This is a genomic window from Actinomadura chokoriensis (assembly GCF_041463665.1).
In the GTDB taxonomy this organism is placed as follows: Bacteria; Actinomycetota; Actinomycetes; order Streptosporangiales; family Streptosporangiaceae; genus Spirillospora; species Spirillospora chokoriensis_A.
The window spans coordinates 143634-164609 of record NZ_JAXCEJ010000001.1; the positions used below are offsets into that span (position 1 = coordinate 143634).

Consider the following 20976-nt stretch of genomic DNA (forward strand, 5'->3'; position numbering starts at 1 on the left):
AAGGGCTCCGTCGGACGGCCCGCACGGTCTCCGCCGCCGCCGGAACGGTGGCCGCTGGGGTGGCGGTGAATCAAATCCTCAACGGCGGTGTCTGGAGCATCTCATGGCTGATCGCCTCATTGGCGATCGTGGTCGGCGCCGAAAGCGCGAACCTTTGGCTCCATCGGCTGGACAGCCTTACGGATCAACCCGCCGACGAGATTCCCCCGGTTCGCCGCAACACCCGAGGCGCATCCCCTCTTCCCGAGACTGCGCGCAATTCTCGAGAAATCTCGGTACCGCGCCAATTGCCGCGCCCGGTCAAGCACTTCACCGACCGAACGACGGAACTCTCCGTTCTGGACCGCCTGCACCGGGAAGGTGCCGACCTTGTCACCGTCTCCGGACTCGGCGGGGTGGGAAAGACGGCCTTCGCCGTGCACTGGGCACACCTGAACTCAGCCTTCTTTCCAGATGGGCAACTCTATGTCAATCTGCACGGGTATGGTCCGACCACTTGCATCACTGCCGAGGATGTGCTCGGAAATTTTCTGCGTGCGCTGAACGTCGCCACCGACCGGATACCCAATGGTCTCGACGCCATGGCCGCAGTGTTCCGTTCAGAGGTCAGCACACGGCGAACGCTGATCATCCTGGACAATGTCGAGTCCGTGCCCCAGGTCCGGCCACTTCTGCCGTCGAACGCGCAGTGCATGGTCCTGGTCACTGGCCGCAGCGGGCTCAAGTCCCTGAGCGCCCAGGACGGCGCGGAAGCGATCGTGTTGCGTCCACTGGCGGAGTCCGATGCGCTTGATCTTCTACGATCCGTCTCGGCCGTCGAGAGCCAACGTACTTCCACGTCGATGACCAGCCTGGTGCGGCATTGCGGTTTTCTGCCGTTGACGATCAGGATTGCCGCGGAGTACATCAGAGGGCATGACGCGGACTTCACCGACGATCTGATCGGCCGACTGGGAGATCAGAGACGTCGGCTGACCTTCTTTACCGATCACCGAGAAGGCGGTATGGCAGAGAACGTGTTTTCCTGGTCATACGAGTCGCTGCCCCCAGAAGCCGCTCGGATGTTCCGGCTGTCCGGACTGCATGCGGGAATTGACTTCTCCCTCCTCGCCGCAGCGGCGGCGTCCGGCACGAGCTTGTTCGAGGCACGTCGGGTTCTCTCGCTCCTCACCGAGGCTAGTCTGCTGGAGAAGAGCGGCGAGGATCGGTACGAGTTCCATGACCTTGTCAAGGCCTATGCCAGGGAACGGCTCGACGTCGACGAGACCGCGGATGACCGCCACAGCGCGGCGCACCGGCTCATCGGATTTTATTTGCGCACCGCCGACAATGCCGACAGGATCATCGCGCCCCGGCGCCGGCATGTCGAGGCCGACCCTTCTCCCTGGGCCCTGACTTTCGAAAACCCTCACGATGCCCTGGGATGGTGTGCGGCAGAAAGGCTCAACCTCATCGCGGTGATCGATCAGGCCGTGCTGCTGGGCTTCGACGAATACGCATGGAAGTTGCCAATTGCACTGATTTACTTCTTTATCTTGCACTCCCACCCGACCAACCGGTACAACGTGGCTCTCATCGCAGTCGCGGCGGCGCGCCGCGTTGTTGATCGTTATGCGATGGCATGGGCCGAGACGTGTGTGGGCGGCGCGGCACTCACGCTGGGGCGACCGTCCCAGGCGCTCGAACGGTTTCAGACCGCACTGGGGCTCTGCGAGGAGATCGACGACGTCCCGGGAAGTGCGAACAACCTGGGAAATATCGCGGCGGCGCTCGTTCACCTCGAAAGGTATGACGAGGCTCTCGAACACGCCATGTGCTCCCTGCAGCTGTGCGGCGACCTCGACGACGCACGCGGCGCCGCCATCCAGTTGAGGTCGATCGCATCGATCCATCGCCGGCTGGGCGATGTCGAGGAGGCGTATCGGCACTATGAGGCCGCGATCAGCACCGCAGACGGTGTCGACCTCCAAGCCAAAGGCGACGCGCTTCAGGAACTGGGCGAGCTCAGTGACGAGCAGGAGAATCATGCGGCCGCGGTCGCTTGGTTCCGGAGATCACTCGAAATCAGGCGGGACATTGACGACAGGACCGGCATCGCGGCGACTCTGCTGAGCCTCGCTTCGCCCCTCGTCGCGGTGGGGGAGATCGGCTCGGCACTGGCCGGTCTCCGGGAGTCGCTCGCGATCTACGAGGCGGTGGGACATTCCCGGGCGGACGAGGTCCGCGCACTGATCGAAACCCTCAGCCGCCGGTGACCATCGCGGCCAGGGTGCGGCGCATCGTCGCGACGAACTGTTCGCCGAGGCCCGTCAGGGAACCGCACTCCTCCAGCGTCCGGGTCGCTTCGACGGTCTTCGGATACCACTCGCGGAACTGCCGTCCGGCCTCGCGGGCGACGCCGGGCGCGTCCGCCCGCATCCGCCGGAACCAGAAGTCGACGACGGCGACGTGAGCATACGTGCCCTGCAGCAAGCCTTCAAGGGGACGGGGGTCTGCGCGCCAGGGCGCGTGGTACAGGCGGTCGTCGCCCGGGTCGTACAGGTCGACGAAGTCGAGTAGGGCGCCGAGCTTCACATGTTGGAACTCGTGCATGATCAGCAGGCACAGCAGCGCCGGGCTCTCCGGCAGTGCGATCCCGACCGACCCGTAGGCGTCCCGCGCCGCCGAGCTGACGCTGGCGCCCGAGTCCGGCGGCTCCAGAGGGACGATGGTCGTGAGCGCCTCGGCGACCGCGGGGGCGTACTCCGCGTAGTCTTTCTCCAGCAGCGTCCACGCCTCCTGGAAGGAGACCTGCCACTCCTGGAACCGCAGTTCCGGAAGCCGCCCGGCGGCCGGGTGGTCGTGGCAGTCGCGATGCGGGTCGAGGTCGTCGAGCGCGACGGTGAGCGTACCGGCCTGTAGATGCCGGACGGCCTGGAACGCGTCGGCCCCCTCCACGGTCAGCTCCCCCGCGCTGACGCGGACCGTGGCCGTCGGCCGGCCCGGCACGTCATAGCGCCCGATGCCCGGGAAGTAGATCGCCCCGTCCCGTACCGGCACGGTCAGGGCGACATCCAGCCAGGCCCGCGCGGCGGCCGTGCAGGCAACGGTGGCGAGCAGCCCGTCGTCCTCGACCGGGCCCGGGCCGAACTTCAGCGCGTGGAAGCGTTCGTCAGCCCACGCCCGCACGTACGGATGGGACAGCGCCCAGTCGAAGGCGACGGGGTCCACGGACAGGGCATGCTTGAGGAGGTCCCACGCCGGAGTCGGGGCGGTCGCCTTGCCGACCACGGCGAGCAGCGCCCGGCGACCGCTCGCCTGGGCGGTTCCGAGCCGCGCGATCGCGGCGGGGTCGCCGTGCCCTGTGGCCAGGGACCGCACCACCTCCGACGGCAGCACGTGGGAACGCCGGGAAGTCCGTCCTTCCACGTGCTCGATAAGCGCGGAGAGGTCGGCGCAGTAGACGCTGGGGTTCGCGAAACCGGAGCCGTCCGCGCGGTACCGGTGGGCGTAGAGCCCTCCGCCGCAGGAGGCGACGACCGGGCAGGCCCGGCACGTGGTGCACAGTGCCGCGAGCCCGCCCCGCCGCGCGCGGATCCCGGGATGCGCCGCGACCTCGTCGATCGCGTGCCGGAAGACGTCCATACCGGTCTCGGGCGCGCCGTCGAAGGCGGTCTTCAGCGAGTCCGCCTGCTCGTAGCCGCCGCCGGTCTCCACCACGAGGAGATCGGTGTCCTCCAGCCCCAGTGCCTCGGTGAGGCCCGGCCCGCCGCGCAACGTGCTGAGGATCGAGTCGAACACGCGCACCGGCATCGGCCGGCCGTCGGCCAGCCAGCGATCCGCGATCGCTCCCAGCCAGTCGGCGTGGGGGGTGGCGCCGGAGGACGCCCCCGGCGGGGGGTCGTCCCAGGTGCGGTGCGGCCACAGCAGGTCGATCGCGGGCGGCTCGTGCGCCCGGAGCGCACTGTAGACGGCGATCGGATCGTTGGCGACGTCGATGGTGCACAGCAGCCCGGCGTACAGGTCCGGGTAGTCCCCGCGCAGCAGGTCGATGGCCCGGACGACCTTGCCGTAGCTGCTCTGGCCGTTGCGGTAGCGGCGGTGCCTGTCGTTGGCCGCCCGGTCGCCGTCCAACGAGATGCCGATCTTGACTCCATGCTCGCGGAACAGCTCGCAGAAGCGCCGGTCGAGAAGGACGCCGTTGGTGTGCATCCGGAGGTCGATGTCGCATGCCCCGGCCAGTGGGGCGCGCAGCGCGCCGATGAGGCCGGCGAGACGGTCCGGCCCGGCGAGCAGGGGTTCGCCGCCGTGCAGGACGAGAGAGACTTCCCGTACACCATGGGTTCTCACATGATCGGCGATGCGCTCCGCGGTGCGTCGCATGACGCCCGTGCTCATCACCGTCGGCTGCCCGCGCCAGCTCTGGTCGGCGTGCTCGTACATATAGCAGTGGTCACATGCGAGGTCGCACCTGCTGTGCACCTTGAGGACGAACTGTCGGAAAGGAGTTGACTGGGGCATCAGGGTGTAATGTGATGTCAAATGTAAGCGTTGAATGCCGCGACGCGAACCGCTTGCGGTCCGGCTTCGCCCAGGTCGCCCACCCGGGTCAGTCGAGCCACGAGTCGGACGGCCTCGTCCTCGACGGCCAGCTCGTCAAGAGTCAACTGACACAGATCGGTCATTTCTGGCGCGCCTGCTTCGTCGAGAACGGTCATGTTCGGCCCATCCTGGCTGTCGTTACGGCAAGTTATAAAGCTATTACCCTGCGTCGAGAAGTACTATCCTGCAGGCTCGCATTAGAGCTGCTCTCGCCCGCGAAATGATCGATTCTTGACGCGAGCGAGAGGACGCCCATCCGAGCAGTGAAGCACTTCACACCTGCCACGGGTCGCGGGTTCCGGCATCCGTTATGAATTCGATTCCGGTCTCGCATGCGGTGACCGACGGTTCGACGGCACTTCGGCGAGGCGGGTTTCGCGCCCCCGCTGACCGAAACCGGACAAGGATAAGAAGTGTGCATTCCTGCACACATGCTTGACGTACACTTCGCGCCGAGATTCCACTCTAGGTGTGGAGGCTCTTGCCGAGTCGCACTATCCGGCCCTGTTCCAGGCCGCCGACACGAGTGCGATCAGCGGACAGCGGCGGCTGCTGGTGGCGACCGCGTTGCGGCTGGTCGCGCTGCTCACCGCGGCGGTGTTCGGCACCGTCACCCTGAAGGCGGGCCAAGTCGACGCGGCCGCGCTGGTCGCGGCCACCGGGCTCGGGATCGGGCTGGTCGTCGAGGTGTGGCTGCTGACCGAGCGCCCCGACCGGCAGTGGTACGAGTCGCGGGCGGCGGCGGAGTCGGCGAAGACGCTGGCATGGCGGTTCGCGGTGGCCGGGCAGCCGTTCGGCGCGGACGACGTGGACGAGCGCGCGGCCGAGGCGCTGCTGCTGCACCGGTTCTCGGTCATCCGCGGCAACCTGCACTCGCTCGTCGTCGCCGGAGACAGCGGCGACCTGCAGGTGACCGACCAGATGCGGGAGCTTCGGGCGAGCGCCTTGGAGGCGCGCCGGGACGCCTACCGGATCGGCCGGATCGAGGACCAGCGCCGGTGGTACGCCCGGCGTTCGGCGCAGCGCGGGCGCAGCGTCACGCGGTGGTCGGTGCTGCTGGCCTCGCTGGAGGCGCTCGGGCTGGTCGCGGCCGTGCTGAACGCGGTGGGGCTGATCGGCCTCGACCTGCCGGGGATCGCGGGGGCCGTCGCGGCGGGCGGGCTCGCCTGGGTGCAGACCCGGCAGCACCAGCAGCTCGCGACCGCGTACGCCATCGCGGCGCAGGAGCTCGCGGAGATCGCCTGCCGGGTCGACTGGCCGGAGACGGAGGCCGACTGGGCGCACTTCGTCGACGAGGTCGAGGAGGCCATCTCGCGGGAACACACACTGTGGTGGGCGTCGCATGCGTGACGGCCGCGGATGAAGCGGAGGAAGCCGATGCGGGTCGCCGTCACGGGGCACCAGGACCTGGACGAGGCGACGGCCGCGCGGGTCGACGCCGAGATCCGCGCGATCCTCGCCCGCGGCGGGCGGGACGTCGTCGGCGTGTCGTGCCTGGCCGCCGGCACCGACCAGATCTTCGCGCGGGCCGTCCTCGCGCGCGGCGGCCGACTGGAGGTCATCGTCCCCGCGGAGGGGTACGCCGCCGCGCTCGGCTCCCGGGCGCGGCGCGGCTTCGAGGAGCTGAGGGCCCGCGCCTCCCGGGTGCGCTCGCTGGCCCATCCCGTTCCCGGGCCGGGCGCCTACCTGGACGCGGGGCTGGAGATGCTGGCCCGCGCCGACCACCTCATCGCCGTGTGGGACGGCAGACCGGCGCGGGGCCGCGGCGGCACCGCGGAGATCGTCGAGCACGCCCGCAGGCTCGGCCGGATCGTGCACGTCGTCTGGCCGGACGGCGCACGGCGCACCGGCGGGTAGCCGGCCTCAGAGGGGGGCCCGGGTGGCGGCGCCGCCGGTCGCCGCCGCGGAGAAGACCCCCAGCCGGGCACCGGTCGGGTCGGTGACGATGGCGAAGCGGCCCCGCTTGATGTCCTTCGGAGAGACGGTGACCCGACCGCCGAGGTCCACGGCCTTCGCGGCCGCGGCGTCGCAGTCGACCACCCCGAAGTAGGGGACCCAGTGGGCCGGGTAGCCGGGCGGCCAGTGCTCGTCCATGGACACCATGCTCGCCACGGAGGTGTCGCCGACCTTCCAGTTGGTGTAGGTGGAGGAGGTGTAGTACTCGCGCTCCTCGGCCTTCCAGCCGAAGACCCGTCCGTAGAAGGCGCGGGCGGCCTGGGCCTCCTGGCAGGCCAGCTCCATCCAGTACAGGGCGCCCGGCTCGTTCCGGGCGCCGGCGCCCTGCAGGTCGTAGGGGTACCAGAAGGCGAACTCGGCGCTCTCCAGGTCGGAGCACAGCGCCATCCGCCCCAGGTTGGCGACCTCGATGTCCTCCACCAGGACATGGCCGCCCGCGGCGCGCACGGCCTCCACCGAGGCCGCGACGTCGGCGGTGCGGAAGTAGCACATCCAGTACGAGGGCAGGGAGTCGTCCACGAGGGTCTGCATCCCGGCGACCTCCGGCGCCTGGACGCCACCCAGGGTGAAGATCTCGTACTCGTCCATCTCGGTGGTCAGGGTGTAGGAGGACCAGCCCAGCAGCTCGCCGTAGAAGCGCCTGGACAGCGCCGGATCCGGGCTCGCCAGCTCGGCCCAGGTGGGGAAGCCCGGTGCGTAGGAGGTCACCTCGGGCATCGCCGGTCCCTGACTGCTCGCATGCCCCCACGCTAGGGAGACGCGCGCAATCTGCGCTGTCCGGAATCTTCAAGATCGCTCAAAGCGGTCTCATCGGCTCTCATCGGTGTCCGGAGGAGCGCCCACATGAAAACGCTCGAAGCGGTCAGGTGCTCACCACCGTCTGGAGGAGCCCCCACACGAAGTGGGCGACGTACGTGCCGCCGTCCGCCGTGGTGATGGTCGCGTGCCAGCGGCTCGGCGCGTCGCCGTCCTGGTGGGCCACCGTGCCGAACCGGGCGTCGACGTCGCCCACCACGCACGACCACGGAACGAGGTCGTCGACGCCCGCCAGGTCCGGCACGGGGACGCCGCCGTCCCGGACGAGCCACTCCTGCACGACCGAGCCGTCCGGCGCCATCATGATCTCGAAGCGGAGGCCGGGCCACAGCGGCAGCGGCGGCCACCACGCGGTCTCGCAGGCGACGTCGCCGATCCGCCGTTCCGCGGCGCCGGCGGGCGGGCCGAGGACGGCCTCGTAGCGGCGGCGCCCGCGCGGGAACGTCCGAGACCGCAGGACGCGCTGCCAGCGGGCGTTGACCTCCCGCATCTCGGTGCGGGACGCGCCGAGCGCGCGCATCGCGTCCTCGACGAGGCCCGGCTGGTAGTCGGCCATGCGGCGCAGGAGCACGAGCTGGAACTCCCGCCGCGCGAATCCCTTCATACGGGTTCGTCGAGGTCCTGCTCGGAGGGGCGGGGCGGCTCGGGGCCGTCGGGGCCGCGGCGCACGACGTAGTCGACGCGGGTCACCCGGAACCGGCGGCCGAGGAGGCTCATCTCGGCGCGGCGGCTGCCGTCGCGCAGCAGGTCGGCGCCGGCCCGGCAGGCGGCGAGGACGCGGGGGGAGGCTCCCTGCAGCAGCGGCACGACCAGGTCGAAGTAGGCGGCCATGTGTTCGCGGACGGCAGCGGGGCTGTGCAGGAACGGGCCGTGCGCCGGCCACCGCCCGCCGTCCTCCTCGGCGACGGCGAACCGGGTCGGCAGCCGGGCGATCCCGGGATGGGTGGCGAGGGCCCGGCGGGCGTCGCGGGTCGCCTCCGGCGGGACCGCCGGCCCCGCGGGGACGTGCTCCCAGCGTTCGCCGAGGAGGGCCGCGGACCCCGGGACCTCGGCGTCCGGGAGCAGGCCGTGGTCGAACCGGTGGGCGTCCCGCCGGGTGCGGGGCTCGGGAAGCGCGTCGGGGTCTGCGGGACGGGGCGGCTCCGGGCCGTCCGGGCCGAACCGGCGGAACCGGTCGGCGCGCACCACGCGGAACACCCGTCCCGCGACGGTCAGCTCGTCCGGCCGGTCGCGGTCCAGCAGGGCCGCGCCGCGCCGGTACTCCGCGCGGGCCGTTTCGGGAACGTCGCCGTCGCGGGCCATGCCCCGGAACCACCAGCCGAGCGAGTCGCGGGCGTCCTGCGGGGTGGTCCGCTCCATCCCGGACATCATCCAACCGCCGGCGACGCGTTCCATCACCCCGTAGGTCGCGCCGCACCAGCGCACCGCGGGATGCGTCAGCAGGGCGCGCGCCTCACCGAGCCGCGCCGGTCCGCGCCCCGGCGGCCAGAGCGGGAGATCGCCGTCGAGGGCCGCGCCATCACTGCCCCTCATGCCTCCATCGTCACAGGGGAGCCGCATGCAGCGCTCGCGTTTCGGCGATTCCGCTGGTCAGGACTTGCGGGCGCCGATGGCGGCCGCGATCGCCGGCCAGCTCTTGGCCAGCTCGCGCCTCCAGTACTTCCAGTTGTGCATCCCGGGCCCGTAGAGGTTGGACGTGACCGAGACGCCCGACTTCTTCGCCGCTGCGACGAAGTTCTCGTTCATCGTCCCGGCGAGCTGCTCGCCGATGCGTCCGGCGTGCATCGGCGCGGTGTCCGGGTTGTCGTAAGGGCCGGGCCTGCCGTCCCCGGACGAGACGTAGACGCCGATGCCCTTCAGCTTGGCGGCGTTGACGGTGGCGTCGTGCGCCTGCCAGTTCGCCCGCGCGGTGATCGGGTCGCCCCAGATGGCGGTGCCCGCGTCCCGGTTCATGGACGTGAGGATGACCGGCATGCCCGGCGCGGTGATGTTGAGGGCGCCGCTGTAGGACGCGGCGTACTTGAACAGCCCGCGGTGGCGCTCGGCATAGGTGATGGCGCCCTGCCCGCCGGACGACAGGCCGATCGCGGCGCGCACCCCGCCCGCGTGGAAGTTGCGCTCCATCAGCGGGATGACCTCGTTGATGTGGAACGTCTCCCACTCGGGGATGCCGCCCTTGCCGCCGTTCCACCAGTTGGTGTACGAGCCGTTCCAGCCGCCCTCGGGCATCACGACCATCGCGTTGTACGGGCCGACGATCTGCTCGATGTTGGAGTCCTTGGTCCAGGACGTGTAGTTGTTGTTGCCGCCGTGGTAGGCGTACACGACCGGCCACGTCTTGGTGGTGGCGGACTTCCAGCCCGCGGGGACCATCACGCGGGCCTTCACCGCGGCGCCGAGCGCCGGCGAGGCGATCGTGACGTCGAACTGCCGCGAGTTGACCTTCTTCACCCCGGTGATCGCGGCGCCGTCCGGGGCCTTGGCGTACTTGCCGGACGCGGCGCCGGGCGGCATGTGCGGCTTCTGGCCGTGGGCGCCGCGGTTGGTGTCGGGGTCGGTGGTGCTCGGCGAGCCGCCGCCCGTCTTGAACGGGTTGCTGTTCAGCGGGACGCTCGGCAGCTTCGACGTCTTCGCCGACCCGGACGGGGACGGTGAGGCCGCGGGCGCCGACGGCTGCGTCGCGGGCTCGAACGAGGGGATCGGCCGGGAGTCGCCCGACGCCTTCGACTTGCCGGTCGGGACGCCGATGCCGGCCTGCGCGAGGCCGACCATGACGGTGGGCAGGAGTACGGCCGCCGCCGCGGTACCCGCGATGGCGATCTTCCTGTCGGTACGCTTCTTCATGGACTCCCCAGCCGCGCGGGCCACCCCGGACCCGACGCTCTGCTCGTCCGGAGAAACTACTGTCCCGGATGTCACAGCCGCAAGTATTGGCAAAAAATGCAATAAAGGTGTGACAAGACGTGCTGCCGTACCTCGTCGCCCTCCGGCGCGGACCTCCGCGTGATCCCGGTCACTCCCCCGTTCCCGGCCGGGCGTCCCGATGCCCGATGTGGCAGCCGTCCGTGGTCTCGCCGTCCGTCGAGCAGAACCTCCGGCGACTCTCTCTTCCAGCTTCTCTTCCACGACGGCCGCGCCGCAGCCGAGCGCCGTGACCCCGGCGGTACCGCCGGGGTCACGGTTGGAAGGGTGGGGCCGGTTGACGTCAGGGCCGGGCTCCGCTCCCGCCGGGGTTTACGGCTGGGTGTACTTGTAGGTGGCGGTGACCTTGACCGTGGCGGGGCAGAGGATGCCGCCGCTCAACTTGGTGGCGGGCTGGTTGGTGAAGGTGACGGTGAGCGGGAAGTTCGCGGTCGTGGGGGTGTAGCTGCCGGTCAGGTTCCCGGTGTAGGTGCAGCCGATCGCGCTCATCTTGAAGCCGTTGATCTTGACGACGCCGCCGCTGATGCTGCCGCTCCAGGGCAGGGCAGGAGTCACGGTGGCACCGCAGCCGCCGGCGGTGGCGGAGGTGTACTTCGTGGTGGTCCCGTCCGCGGCGACGGTGCCCTTCAGCACGGAGCTGGTGCAGGTGACCGAGACTCCGGCGTTGATCACCATGTTGCCCTGGAGGGTGGCGGTGAACGTCCCGGGCGTCACGGCCAGGGCGGGGGCGGCCGTCAGGCCGACGACGGCGGTGGCCGCGGCTGCGCCGGAGGCCGCAACTGCGGCGATCTTCGTGGTGCGGGACAAGGGGGGTCCTCATTTCGAACGTCGGGCGTCGCGCCTGCACCCGAAGGGGTGGGGTGGGAGGTCCGCTGACCCATGCGCGACTCCGACCATGGCCAGTGGGAGAAGTCGCCGTGATTCAGGGACCGGGACCGGGGAACCGCCCTGTCCCCTTCGACATGGGGTTCCTACCGGAGTAGAACGCGTTCCAACTAAGAACATAGACAAGGGCCATAGAGCGGTCAATACCCGAACATGACTCTCTAATTATCTTAGGATGACACGGGCCATAAAATACCGTTTCGAACGTCCGTAAACTACTCTCTATGCAGGGGCACGGACACAATTGCCGTCGGGACGCTCATCCAGCCCCATCAGCCCCGCTTTCTTCAGCAACAGCGGCGAGTGTCTGGGAAATGCCAGTGAGAACCGGTTACACAACGCTGGAGACGTGCGAGGTCACAAAGGGTGTTCGATCGGCTGTGAAATTTCACATCCACTTTGATCGGCACTGAAAATCCGCTTCGGACCCGGACGGCCCGCTATCTCTCATCTAAAGATCCTCCGCGGGACGGATTTGCGGGGCCATCGGGCCGTCCCGCCATCGGCCATTGTCAGGCGGGCGGTCCCGGTCCATCGCAGGTCGGCGCGCTCGGTGGTGGTGAAGGGGAACATCCCCTCCGGAAGCCCGCGGCGGCCCCATCCCCCGCGTCCCTCCCGCCATGCAGGCCGGAGAGGTCAAGCGGCTGAAGGACGCCCCGGACTTCACCCTCAACATCGCCGTAGGAGACTCCCTCATCCACGGCCGAGGCGGCCCCGACCTCGACCAGGGCCGCTGGGAGTTCGACGAGAACGGCGAACTCGCCGAGCCCGAACCGGTATTCACGTATGCGACCGAGGACGTCAGCGACTTCGCCAAGACGGTGGACCTGCTGGGTGTCGGCAGCTACCACGTTCTAGTCGGCAACCCACCGTACATAAAAGTCAAAGACGAAACAGAGAATAGCAACTACCGATACTACAAGAGCTGCATGGGAACATATGCACTTTCCATTCCCTTTACCGAAAGATTTTTCCAGCTCGCCATCCGGGCACAAGAAAATCGTCAAGGAGCTGGTTATGTAGGGCAAATCACAGCCAACTCCTTCATAAAAAGAGAGTTCGGCAAGAGGTTAATTGAAGAGTTTCTTCCCACCATTCGCCTTACTTATGTGATCGATTCCTCTGGAGTCCATATACCCGATCACCCCACTCCTACGGTTATTTTGATTGGACGACGCACCTTCCCTCACAATGAACCAATTCGCGCCATCCTAAGCATTCAAGCCGAACCAACAATACCCACAGATTCAGCTCGGGGTTACGTCTGGCAAAGCATCATTGAAAACATCCATAAGCCTGACACTATTACAAACTGGATAAATGTTACCGATATTCCCAGGGAGCACCTTTCAAGCCATCCTTGGACACTTGCAGGCGGCGGAGTCGGAAAGATCATCAGCATCATAGAGGCTAATTTAACATGCCGACTCAGGGATGTGATATCACCTCCCGTGGGAAGAAGTATTCGCGTAGGCGCAGACGAAGCTTTTATGCGTCCCTCCAAATACAAAGAACGAAAAAATCTTGATTCGCAAACGCTAAAAACTCTCGCAATCGGCGAGACGATCCGCGACTGGTCTGCCAATCACGTGGGCAACATACTTTATCCATATGCCTCTAACGTGAGCGCCAAAGAGATCGAGCGAGAACTGTGGCCATGGCGTGAACTGCTTGCACAGCGTCGAACCTTCCAAAGCAACATGGCCGATGCAAATCTCCAGTGGTATGACTACATGCAGCATACTGCATCTGCCTACAAGACTCCCCTCTCAATCGGATTTGCGTTCATGGCAACCCATAATCATCTGGCACTAGATCGCGGGGGAAGTGCTTTCAATAGATCGGCCCCAGTAATTAAGCTCCCTAGAGGCGCATCCGAAGACGACCATCTAGAAATTATGGCCACGTTGAATAGTTCAACAGCCTGCTTCTGGCTCAAGCAGGTCAGCCAGCCCAGGGGGCAGCGGGATCGGGCGAGGAGTCCAAGACGAGCCATGGGAAGACCGCTATGAATTCACCGGAAAGAAACTTGAGGATTTTCCCTTCACCAAAGGCTTCCTGGCAAATAGTGCCCGTACTTTGGGTGAACATTCCGAAGAAATAAAGCGGCGCACCATCATTCGACAATAAAGCCATTCTCACTAAAATAGGGCTTGCGAAGCAGCAATGGGTCGCGAGCCGGCAGATGATGATCGCGATTCAAGAAGAGTTGGATTGGGAAGTCTACCGACTTTATGGGCTTCTGGCTGACGACGAGGTAATCGAGCTTGTCACAAAGATGGGGTCGGCGCCCGAGGTCAAGCTAGGCGAGCGAGCTTTTGAGATCGTGCTGGCTCGGAAAATGGCGGCAGGCGAGATCGAGACGAGTGGTTCGCGCGGCATGGGTCTACGCCGATCTCGGAAGTTCCGGAGCACTGGCCGGAGGAGTATCGGGAGGTCGTGGAGAAGCGGATCGAGATGATCGAGAAGCGACCGCAGACCATCGGGCTCATCGAACGGCCAGAATACAAGCGGCGCTGGGCCTCCGAGCCTTGGGCGAAGAAGGAGAAGGACGCTCTTCGGAACTGGCTGCTCGATCGGTGCGAGTCGCGGGAGTTGTGGTTCGCGGCTGATGAGGTCGGCCAGGAGCGGCCGAGGATGATGACCGTCGGACGGCTGTCCGATCGGCTCCAGGACGATGCTGATTTCGTGTCGGTGGCTCGGCTGTACGCGGGCGAGGATGTCGAGTTGTTCGACGTGCTCAAGGACATCCTGGACGCTGAGCATGTGCCGTTCATTCCGGCATGGCGCTACAACGACTCCGGCCTGCGCAAGAGGGCGCAGTGGGAGGAGACCTGGCGGTTGCAGCGTCAGGAGGACGAGACCGGCGAGCGGCTCAACATCAAGGTGCCGCCGAAGTACACGAGCGCGGACTTTCTCAAGAACTCCTACTGGCGGAACCGCGGGAAGCTGGACGTTCCCAAGGAGAGGTTCATCTCGTATCCCGATGCGAGTCCAGATGGGGATGACACTCTCCTCATTGGGTGGGCTGGATGGGATCACGCCGAGCAGGCTCACGCGCTTGTCAATCTCATCGAGGAGCGGACGACTCGCGACGGGTGGGAGCTGGAGCGGCTCATGCCCCTGCTGGCCGGGCTGGATGAAGTGCTGCCCTGGGTTAAGCAGTGGTATAGCGAGGTGGACCCGGAGACCGGGTTGAGCCCGGCCGTCGCCTACGAGGGCTACCTCCAGCAGCAGGTGGAGAAGTACCCAGGGCTGTCTCGGGAGGAACTGGCCAGGTGGCGGCCTCAGAAGAAGGCCCGGGGACGCGGTCCTCGCAAGAAGGCGGCCGAGTAGGCGGCCGGGCCGGTTCAACGGTTCACTATCTCCCGGAGCCTCTGACGGAGGATGTGGCCGTCAGTAGCTCGGATGAAGAGATCGTTGCCGCGAACTGCCATCCAGATGGGGCGCTCTGGGTCTGCGATGATCCCGAACGTCGGAAATTCGCGCCTCAACGCCGCAAGGTAGGCGGCAGTGTCGTCCCGCCGGGACCTGTCGTCGGCGGCCCTCATCCCGGCACTCCCAGGTAACCCTTGATCATCACCAGGGCGTCGGTGATGCGCTCGGCCTCGGCGATGGACTGCTGCCAGGACGTGTAGTACCAATAGCGGCCCCCGTCCTCCTCACGCGGCCGGCAGGTGATCGTGTCGCTGGGCACTTCTCCGGCCCCGTAGCGGCTTCGCGCGGTGGGCGTCATGTTGCGGACGACGAGCCCGCCCGCCACGTGGTGGATCGTGAACCTGTGCGCCCTGAGGTGCATCCCCAGGACTTGCAGCCGCACATACGACTCGACTGCCGGGGACTCGTGCTCTGGGAAGCTCACTGCCGCCCCCTCACAAACTCCGCGAGCGTGATTCGCTCCAACAGGCGCGTTTGGGCGTTGCAGAGCAACCACAGTTCGTCCCAGTCCCTCGCTTGGACCTCCCCCAGGCATCCGTTGAGGAGCTGATAGGGGCTCAGCTTGGCAAGTCGCCTCGCGACGAACCCGTCCTGCGAAAATTCGCCGAACCAATCAGACATTAGGGGTATTTGCCCTGCCGCAAAGCCTTTTGATTCTGGCGATGTGGACATCTCGAAACCTCCCCGCTCGATTGCCTGTCGAAAACACTTGCGACCAGACTCACAGGGCAGGTAAAAGTGCGGTAGTGACCTCACCGCACCGGCGGTCAAGTCCAACCGAGATCAACTCAACCACGCCCCCAGTGGTTAACCCCCCGGGAGGTTTCTCATGAGCGAAAATCGCGCACGCATCTTCTTCGGCAATGAACTCCGCCGCATGCGCGGCCAAGCCGGTATCACGGGCAAGGAACTCGCGGATGCGCTTGGATGCACACCGCAATGGGTCAGCACTATGGAAAGCGGCCGGAAGATCTCCGAGCAGAGCGCCTGCGACCTTGACACCTACTTCAAAACGGACGGCCACTACTGTCGCCTATGGAAGCTCGCTAAGGACATCGAGGTACAATTTATTCTCCCGCCCGGATTCGCTGAGTACCTGGAATACGAGAAGCAGGCGACATCCTACCGAATCTACAGCGCACTGCTCATCAATGGCCTGTTCCAGACCGAAGATTACTCACGCACCATACTCACAACCGCAACCGAAGAAAACGTCTCGGAACTGACAGCCAGACGTATGGAACGGCAAGCAGCGATCACTCGTAAAAGTTTGCCTCACGTTTGGCTGGTGCTGGACGAAACTGTGCTTCACCGCATGGTCGGAGGTCCTGATGTCATGCGAGAACAACTCAATTTTCTTCTCGAAGCTTCCGAGCGGATCAACACGATGCTCCAGGTCGTTCCGCAAACAACTGGCTACCATGTCGGACTCGGAGGCGACTTCACTGTCCTGACCTTCGACGATTGGCCGGACCTGGCCTACACTGAGTCAGCAGGCGAAGGGCTCTTGATCGAACGGCCTGCCAGAGTTAGACACAAAGTCGTACGCTGGGACTTGCTCCGTGGCCCCGCGCTCCCCATTACGGAGTCACGGGCCTTGATAAGGAAGGTGATGGAGGGTCTATGAATGACATGCGCCGCATTCAGTGGCGTAAGAGCAGCCACAGTGATCATGATGGCGGCAACTGCGTTGAGGTGGCGGATCTCTCGCCCGTGGTCGGGGTGCGGGACTCCAAGGACCCGGAGGGGCCGAAGCTGACCTTCAGTGTGGCCGCCTGGTCCGCCTTCACCCGCTCGGTCAAGAGCAGCGCGCACGACCTTGCCTGACTCCCCCGCTCAACCCCCGCGAGCCCTCGCCTTCCCCCAGGCCGAGGGCTCGTCTCGTACCCGGCCAACCCGAGCACCGCCGGTGAAATCCGGGCCCGCGACCCGAGGGCCAGGACACACGTCCGCAATCGGCCAGGATTGTCATGGATCGGCCGGCCACCGCCGGTATCGATCACGTGCCCTCGGGCGGCGGCGGAGATCGGTCTGTGTGCTGAACGGCGCGGAGGGCCATCTGCCGCGGTCACGACTCCGCTGGGACATCGCCGTGTTCCTTTCGTGCGGCGAGCGCTGCGGCGAACAGTTCGTCATCGATCCGCGGCACCGCACCGTAGCGGCCCGCGAGGTAACGCCGTTCGCGGTTCTCCTCGCCACGCGGCTTGAAATCTGAAATGGCGAAGAGTTCGGTGGCTCCGCACTCGTTCTTCTCCGTGAACCAGATGTTGTCACCGAGCAGGACCTGCTCACCCTGTATGCGACCCAGCAATGACACGTCGTGGCCGGTGAAAATCAACTGCGCTCCGCGCGTGTTGATATCCGGATCTCTGAAAAGGTTTATCAGCTTGGCCGCCAGGTAGGGGTGCAGGCTTGAATCCAGCTCGTCCACCACGAGCAGGGAACCCAGATCAAGCGATCTGAAGGCCAGGCGACCCAGCCGATACAGATGTTGGGTGCCCATCGACTGATCCGACAGGGCGAGAGTCGCGCTCCCGTCCACGCCTTGGTGCCGAAAATGAAGACGCTTCTGACGTGTCGGCGGCTTTCCCTTTCCGCTCCACATCCTGCTGATGCGGGCAGCGTATTCGGCGTCGCTTTCGTCGACCATCTCCGTCCCGACGATTCCGGTGTCTGCCGCGCGGAGCAGGTCCGCGAGACGGGCACAATCATCGAGAACGGCGGGCAAGGACAGTGCTCCGTAATCCCCATTCGAAGTCCGCCAGGCAATACGCCGGAACCAGTCGTAAACCCGCTGGAAGTCCTCCTGCCGCGAGCGAGCCGCCAAGGAGAGGAAGAGCACGTTCGGTTCCGCGAGCTTCGCGACCTGCCGCAGCCCCCTGGGCGGAACTTCTACACCGGACGCCTGCTGCCCTACCTGCTGGACAAGCACGGGCTGACGCCGGAGCAGGCGGCCGACCTGCCGTCCCGGCACGCGTTCCGGGCGGACGACCTCGTGGTCAAGACGCTGCTGCTCGCGGCGCTGGTGCCGAACGTGCCCGCGCTGCGCGCCCTGACGGCGGGACGGCTCGCCGCGCTCAACCACGGTTCGATCGTCACGATGCTGCCCGGCCAGGACCGGGTCATGGTCGCCAAGACGCTGCGCGACCTCGCCGGGGAGTTCGGCGAGTTCCAGGTCTCCGGCGGCGACGACCCGATGGTCGAGGTGTCGCTGATCCGGGTGGACACCGCCGGCATCCTGCGGAGCGTCTCCAACGTCGACGACGCCGCCGCGAAGCGGCGGCTGGTCAAGGCGATGCTCTGGAAGGAGTTCGAGGCACAGGACAAGGGCGAGTTCGTCACCACCCGGCCGATCATCTGGAAGGGCACCGAGCGGATCGTCGAACTCGTCTTCGGGAACGTCCGGGACCGGGAGCGCCTCCCCGACGCGTCCTGCGCGCCCGCGGCGTGACGACCTTCCTTTCGCACGCGTCCCTGTCCAAGGACGAGCGGCGGCGCGCCGAGCAGGCCTTCGCCGAGTCCCGCGACTGCGTCATCGTGTCGACGAGCACCCTGGAGCTCGGCATCGACGTCGGCGACCTCGACCGGGTCGTCCAGATCAACGCGCCCCGCTCCGTCGCCTCGTTCCTCCAGCGGTTCGGCCGGGCGGGACGGCGCGCCGGGACGGCACGGAACTGCCTCTTCCTCGCCCTCGACGAACCCGGGTTCCTCCAGGCCGCCGCCCTGCTCCTGCTGTGGAGCCACGGTTGGGTGGAACCGGTCGTTCCGCCGCCCGAACCCCGGCACATCCTCGCCCAGCAGATCCTCGCACTCTGCCTGCAGGAGCACCAGGTCGGCTCCCACCTGTGGGCCGAGTGGCTGGGCCCGTTCGGAGCGGGCGCCGACCGGGTCGTGCGCCACCTGGTGGAGCGAGGTTTCCTCGACTCCGACGGCGGCATGCACTTCATCGGCCCGGAGGCCGAGAAGGCGTTCGGGTACCGCCACTTCATGGCACTGACCAGCGCGTTCACAGCCATGCCGGAGTTCACCGTCCTCAGCGGCCGGGACGAGATCGGCCGCACGGACCCGGCGCTGCTCACCGAGCAGACCGACGGCCCCCGGATCCTTCTGCTGGCGGGCCGCAGCTGGCGCGTCACGTGGATCGACTGGAAGCGCCGCCGCTGCTTCGTCGAACCCGCGGACGGCGGCGGCAAGGCGCGCTGGACCGCGCCCTCTCTGGACCGCGTCTCATTCGCGTTGGCGCGCGCCGTCCGGGACGTGCTCCTCGGCGCCACTCCGCCGGTCCGGCTCACCCGGCGCGCCGAAACCCTCCTCGCCGCCGTTCGGGAGTCGGCGGTCGACACGGTCCATCCGGGGGGCACCGTCATCACGCGGTCGGGCGACGACATGCGGTGGTGGACCTGGGCGGGACACCGGACGAACGCGACGCTGAAAGCGACGCTGAGCGAGGTCACCGACCCGGGGCAGCGTGTCGAGGACTTCTACGTCCGCCTGCGCGCGGATCTCACCCCGGCCCTGTGGCAGACCGCACGAGACGAGAGCCGCGCGTACCCGTGTCTCCCGTCCCCGGACCCCAAGGCCCTGCGCGGCCTGAAGTTCAACGAGGCGCTCCCCCGCAGCCTCGCCGAGGCCACGCTCTCGGCCCGGCTGGCCGACCTGCGGGGCGCCGAGATCGTCCTGAGAGAGCCCTGCCGCTTCCATCTCTGACTCCGGGACGAGCTGGACCCTGTCAGCGGCCCAGATCCGCGCTGAGAGCCTTCGCGGGCGATCGCCGTGACCTCGGCGGTATCGCCGGGGTCACGGTTGGAGGGGTGGGGGCGGTTGACGTCAGGGCCGGGCTCCGCCCCGCCGGGGGTTACGGCTGGGTGTACTTGTACGTGGCGGTGACCGTGGCCGAGGAGGAGCAGAGGCTGCCGCCCGACTTGGGCACGACCTGGTTGGAGAAGGTGACGGTGAGCGGGAAGTTCACGGTCGTGGGGGGGTAGGTTCCGGTCAGGGTCCCGCCGTAGAGGCAGTCCAGCACCCTCATCTTGAAGCCGTTGATCTTGACGAGGCCGCCGCTGATGCTGCCGCTCCAGGGCAGGCCGCCGGGGGTCACGGTGACACCGCAGCCGCCGATGGTGGCGGAGGTGTAGGTCGTGGTGGCCCCGTTCGCGGCGACGGCGCCCTTCAGCACGGAGCTGGTGCAGGTGATGACCGAGACTCCGGCGTTGATCACCATGTTGCCCTGGAGGGTGGCGGTGAACGTCCCGGGCGTCACGGCCAGGGCGGGGGCGGCCGTCAGGCCGACGACGGCGGTGGCAGCGGCTGCGGCCGAAGCCGCGACCGCGGCGAACTTCGTGGTGCGAGACAAGGAGGGTTCCTCATTTCGAACGTCGGGCGTCGCGCCTGCACCCGAAGGGGTGGGTGGGAGGTCCGCTGACCCATGCGCGGAATCGTCCTGAGAGCCCTGCCGCTTCCATCTCTGACTTCCAGGGACGATCTGATCCCTGTCAGCGGCCCAGATCCGCGCTGAGCCTGTGCGGGCGAGCGCCGTGACCCCGGCGGTACCGCCGGGGTCACGGTTGGAGGGGTGGGGCCCGGTTGACGTCAGGGCCGGGCTCCGCGCCCGCCAGGGTTTACGGCTGGGTGTACTTGTACGTGGCGGTGACCGTGGCCGAGGAGGGGCAGAGGAGGCCGCTCGTCTTGGTGACGGTCTGGTTGGTGAAGGTGACGGTGAGCGGGAAGTTCGCGGTCGTGGGGGTGTAGCTGCCGGTCAGGTTCCCGCCGTAGGTGCAGCCGATCGCGCTCATCTTGAAGCCGTTGATCTTGACGACGCCGGCGTTGATGCTGCCGCTCCAGGGCAGGCCGCTGGGAGTCACGGTGACACCGCAGCCGCCGGCGGTGGCAGAGGTGTACTTCGTGGTGGTCCCGTCCGCGGCGACGCTGCCCTTCAGCACGGAGCTGGTGCAGTTGGCGGTGACTCCCGCGTTGATCACCATGTTGCCCTGGAGGGTGGCGGTGAACGCCCCGGGCGTCACGCCCGCCAGGGCGGGGGCGGCCGACAGGCCGACGACGGCGGTGGCCGCGGCTGCGGCGGAGGCCGCGGCTGCGGCGAACTTCGTGGTGCGAGACAAGGGGGGTTCCTCATTTCGAACGGTGGGCGTCGCGCCTGCACCCGAAGGGGTGGGGTGGGAGGTCCGCTGACCCATGCGCGACTCCGACCATGGCCAGTGGGAGAAGTCGCCGTGATTCAGGGACCGGGACCGGGGAACCGCCCTGTCTCCCTCGACATGGGTTCCAACCGGAGTAGAACGCGTTCTAACTCAGACCATAGACAAAGGTGATAGAGCGGTCAATACCCGAACACGACTCTACCGTTATCTGGGAATGACACCG

Annotated in this window: 20 protein-coding genes and 1 pseudogene; 9 read left to right on the forward strand and 12 right to left on the reverse strand. The window is 67.0% G+C overall.

Annotated elements, in window-relative coordinates; translation table 11 throughout:
- Window positions 1-65: 65 nt before the first annotated feature.
- Complete coding sequence (locus tag SM418_RS00685; RefSeq protein ID WP_371938865.1) at window positions 66-2255, forward strand: ATP-binding protein; 2190 nt, start codon at window positions 66-68, stop codon at window positions 2253-2255.
- Here SM418_RS00685 and SM418_RS00690 read toward each other — a convergent pair.
- Both SM418_RS00690 and SM418_RS00695 read right to left on the reverse strand, forming a co-directional pair.
- Entirely contained in the window at window positions 2242-4500 is a 2259-nt protein-coding gene (locus SM418_RS00690; RefSeq protein WP_371938864.1) for an FxsB family cyclophane-forming radical SAM/SPASM peptide maturase, read from the reverse strand. The genes SM418_RS00685 and SM418_RS00690 overlap by 14 nt on opposite strands.
- A gap of 17 nt (window positions 4501-4517) precedes the next feature.
- Complete coding sequence (locus SM418_RS00695; protein WP_371938863.1) at window positions 4518-4697, reverse strand: hypothetical protein; 180 nt, start codon at window positions 4695-4697, stop codon at window positions 4518-4520.
- Window positions 4698-5052: 355 nt separating this feature from the next.
- On the opposite strand from SM418_RS00695, the gene SM418_RS00700 reads away from it, so the two are divergent.
- Window positions 5053-5931 (forward strand): DUF4231 domain-containing protein, encoded by an 879-nt coding sequence (locus tag SM418_RS00700; protein WP_371938862.1) that lies wholly within the window; start codon window positions 5053-5055, stop codon window positions 5929-5931.
- 27 nt (window positions 5932-5958) lie between these two features.
- Window positions 5959-6438 (forward strand): hypothetical protein, encoded by a 480-nt coding sequence (locus SM418_RS00705; RefSeq protein ID WP_371938861.1) that lies wholly within the window; start codon window positions 5959-5961, stop codon window positions 6436-6438.
- Between the two features lie 6 nt (window positions 6439-6444).
- On the opposite strand, the gene SM418_RS00710 is transcribed toward SM418_RS00705, so the two are convergent.
- The 5 genes from SM418_RS00710 to SM418_RS00730 all read right to left on the reverse strand — a co-directional run bounded on the left by SM418_RS00710 (window position 6445) and on the right by SM418_RS00730 (window position 11082).
- Complete coding sequence (locus SM418_RS00710; RefSeq protein ID WP_371938860.1) at window positions 6445-7254, reverse strand: VOC family protein; 810 nt, start codon at window positions 7252-7254, stop codon at window positions 6445-6447.
- 145 nt (window positions 7255-7399) lie between these two features.
- Window positions 7400-7957, reverse strand: coding sequence for a hypothetical protein (locus SM418_RS00715; RefSeq protein WP_371938859.1), 558 nt, complete (start codon window positions 7955-7957; stop codon window positions 7400-7402).
- Window positions 7954-8886: a DUF5954 family protein gene (locus SM418_RS00720; RefSeq protein ID WP_371938858.1), complete on the reverse strand. Its 933-nt coding sequence runs from the start codon at window positions 8884-8886 to the stop codon at window positions 7954-7956. Before SM418_RS00720 ends, SM418_RS00715 begins: the two co-directional genes overlap by 4 nt.
- 57 nt (window positions 8887-8943) lie before the next feature.
- Window positions 8944-10197 carry an alpha/beta hydrolase gene (locus tag SM418_RS00725; RefSeq protein ID WP_371938857.1) on the reverse strand — a complete coding sequence of 418 codons (1254 nt, stop codon included), beginning with the start codon at window positions 10195-10197 and terminating at the stop codon, window positions 8944-8946.
- A 390-nt stretch (window positions 10198-10587) separates the two neighbouring features.
- Window positions 10588-11082: a PraA/PraB family alkane oxidation protein activator gene (locus tag SM418_RS00730; protein WP_371938856.1), complete on the reverse strand. Its 495-nt coding sequence runs from the start codon at window positions 11080-11082 to the stop codon at window positions 10588-10590.
- Window positions 11083-11780: 698 nt separating this feature from the next.
- Here SM418_RS00730 and pglX (SM418_RS00735) point away from each other — a divergent pair.
- Together pglX (SM418_RS00735) and pglX (SM418_RS00740) are read left to right on the forward strand one after the other, a co-directional pair.
- Window positions 11781-13172, forward strand: a complete 1392-nt coding sequence (pglX, locus tag SM418_RS00735) for a BREX-2 system adenine-specific DNA-methyltransferase PglX (protein ID WP_371938855.1) — start codon at window positions 11781-11783, stop codon at window positions 13170-13172.
- 176 nt (window positions 13173-13348) lie between these two features.
- Window positions 13349-14496, forward strand: a pseudogene (pglX, locus tag SM418_RS00740) (BREX-2 system adenine-specific DNA-methyltransferase PglX).
- A gap of 14 nt (window positions 14497-14510) precedes the next feature.
- Here the strand turns inward: pglX (SM418_RS00740) and SM418_RS00745 are convergent.
- Entirely contained in the window at window positions 14511-14711 is a 201-nt protein-coding gene (locus tag SM418_RS00745) for a hypothetical protein (RefSeq protein ID WP_371938854.1), read from the reverse strand.
- The gene (locus SM418_RS00750; RefSeq protein ID WP_371938853.1) at window positions 14708-15022 is read right to left on the reverse strand and encodes a hypothetical protein; all 315 of its coding nucleotides are present in this window, start codon (window positions 15020-15022) and stop codon (window positions 14708-14710) included. Before SM418_RS00750 ends, SM418_RS00745 begins: the two co-directional genes overlap by 4 nt.
- A gap of 405 nt (window positions 15023-15427) precedes the next feature.
- On the opposite strand from SM418_RS00750, the gene SM418_RS00755 reads away from it, so the two are divergent.
- Both SM418_RS00755 and SM418_RS00760 read left to right on the forward strand, forming a co-directional pair.
- A complete protein-coding gene (locus SM418_RS00755; RefSeq protein ID WP_371938852.1) occupies window positions 15428-16225 on the forward strand; it encodes a helix-turn-helix domain-containing protein in 798 nt (265 codons plus the stop codon).
- The gene (locus SM418_RS00760; protein ID WP_371938851.1) at window positions 16222-16425 is read left to right on the forward strand and encodes a DUF397 domain-containing protein; all 204 of its coding nucleotides are present in this window, start codon (window positions 16222-16224) and stop codon (window positions 16423-16425) included. Before SM418_RS00755 ends, SM418_RS00760 begins: the two co-directional genes overlap by 4 nt.
- 241 nt (window positions 16426-16666) lie before the next feature.
- Here the strand turns inward: SM418_RS00760 and SM418_RS00765 are convergent, their stop codons facing one another.
- Entirely contained in the window at window positions 16667-17530 is an 864-nt protein-coding gene (locus SM418_RS00765) for an AAA family ATPase (RefSeq protein ID WP_371938850.1), read from the reverse strand.
- A 3-nt stretch (window positions 17531-17533) separates the two neighbouring features.
- Here SM418_RS00765 and SM418_RS00770 point away from each other — a divergent pair, with 3 nt between their 5' ends.
- The gene (locus SM418_RS00770; protein ID WP_504230340.1) at window positions 17534-18049 is read left to right on the forward strand and encodes a hypothetical protein; all 516 of its coding nucleotides are present in this window, start codon (window positions 17534-17536) and stop codon (window positions 18047-18049) included.
- The gene (locus tag SM418_RS00775) at window positions 18046-19305 is read left to right on the forward strand and encodes a helicase-related protein (RefSeq protein WP_371938848.1); all 1260 of its coding nucleotides are present in this window, start codon (window positions 18046-18048) and stop codon (window positions 19303-19305) included. Before SM418_RS00770 ends, SM418_RS00775 begins: the two co-directional genes overlap by 4 nt.
- Before the next feature lie 148 nt (window positions 19306-19453).
- On the opposite strand, the gene SM418_RS00780 is transcribed toward SM418_RS00775, so the two are convergent.
- Together SM418_RS00780 and SM418_RS00785 are read right to left on the reverse strand one after the other, a co-directional pair.
- Window positions 19454-19951 carry a PraA/PraB family alkane oxidation protein activator gene (locus SM418_RS00780; protein WP_371938847.1) on the reverse strand — a complete coding sequence of 166 codons (498 nt, stop codon included), beginning with the start codon at window positions 19949-19951 and terminating at the stop codon, window positions 19454-19456.
- Between the two features lie 265 nt (window positions 19952-20216).
- Window positions 20217-20714 carry a PraA/PraB family alkane oxidation protein activator gene (locus tag SM418_RS00785; protein WP_371938846.1) on the reverse strand — a complete coding sequence of 166 codons (498 nt, stop codon included), beginning with the start codon at window positions 20712-20714 and terminating at the stop codon, window positions 20217-20219.
- Between the last annotated feature and the right edge of the window lie 262 nt (window positions 20715-20976).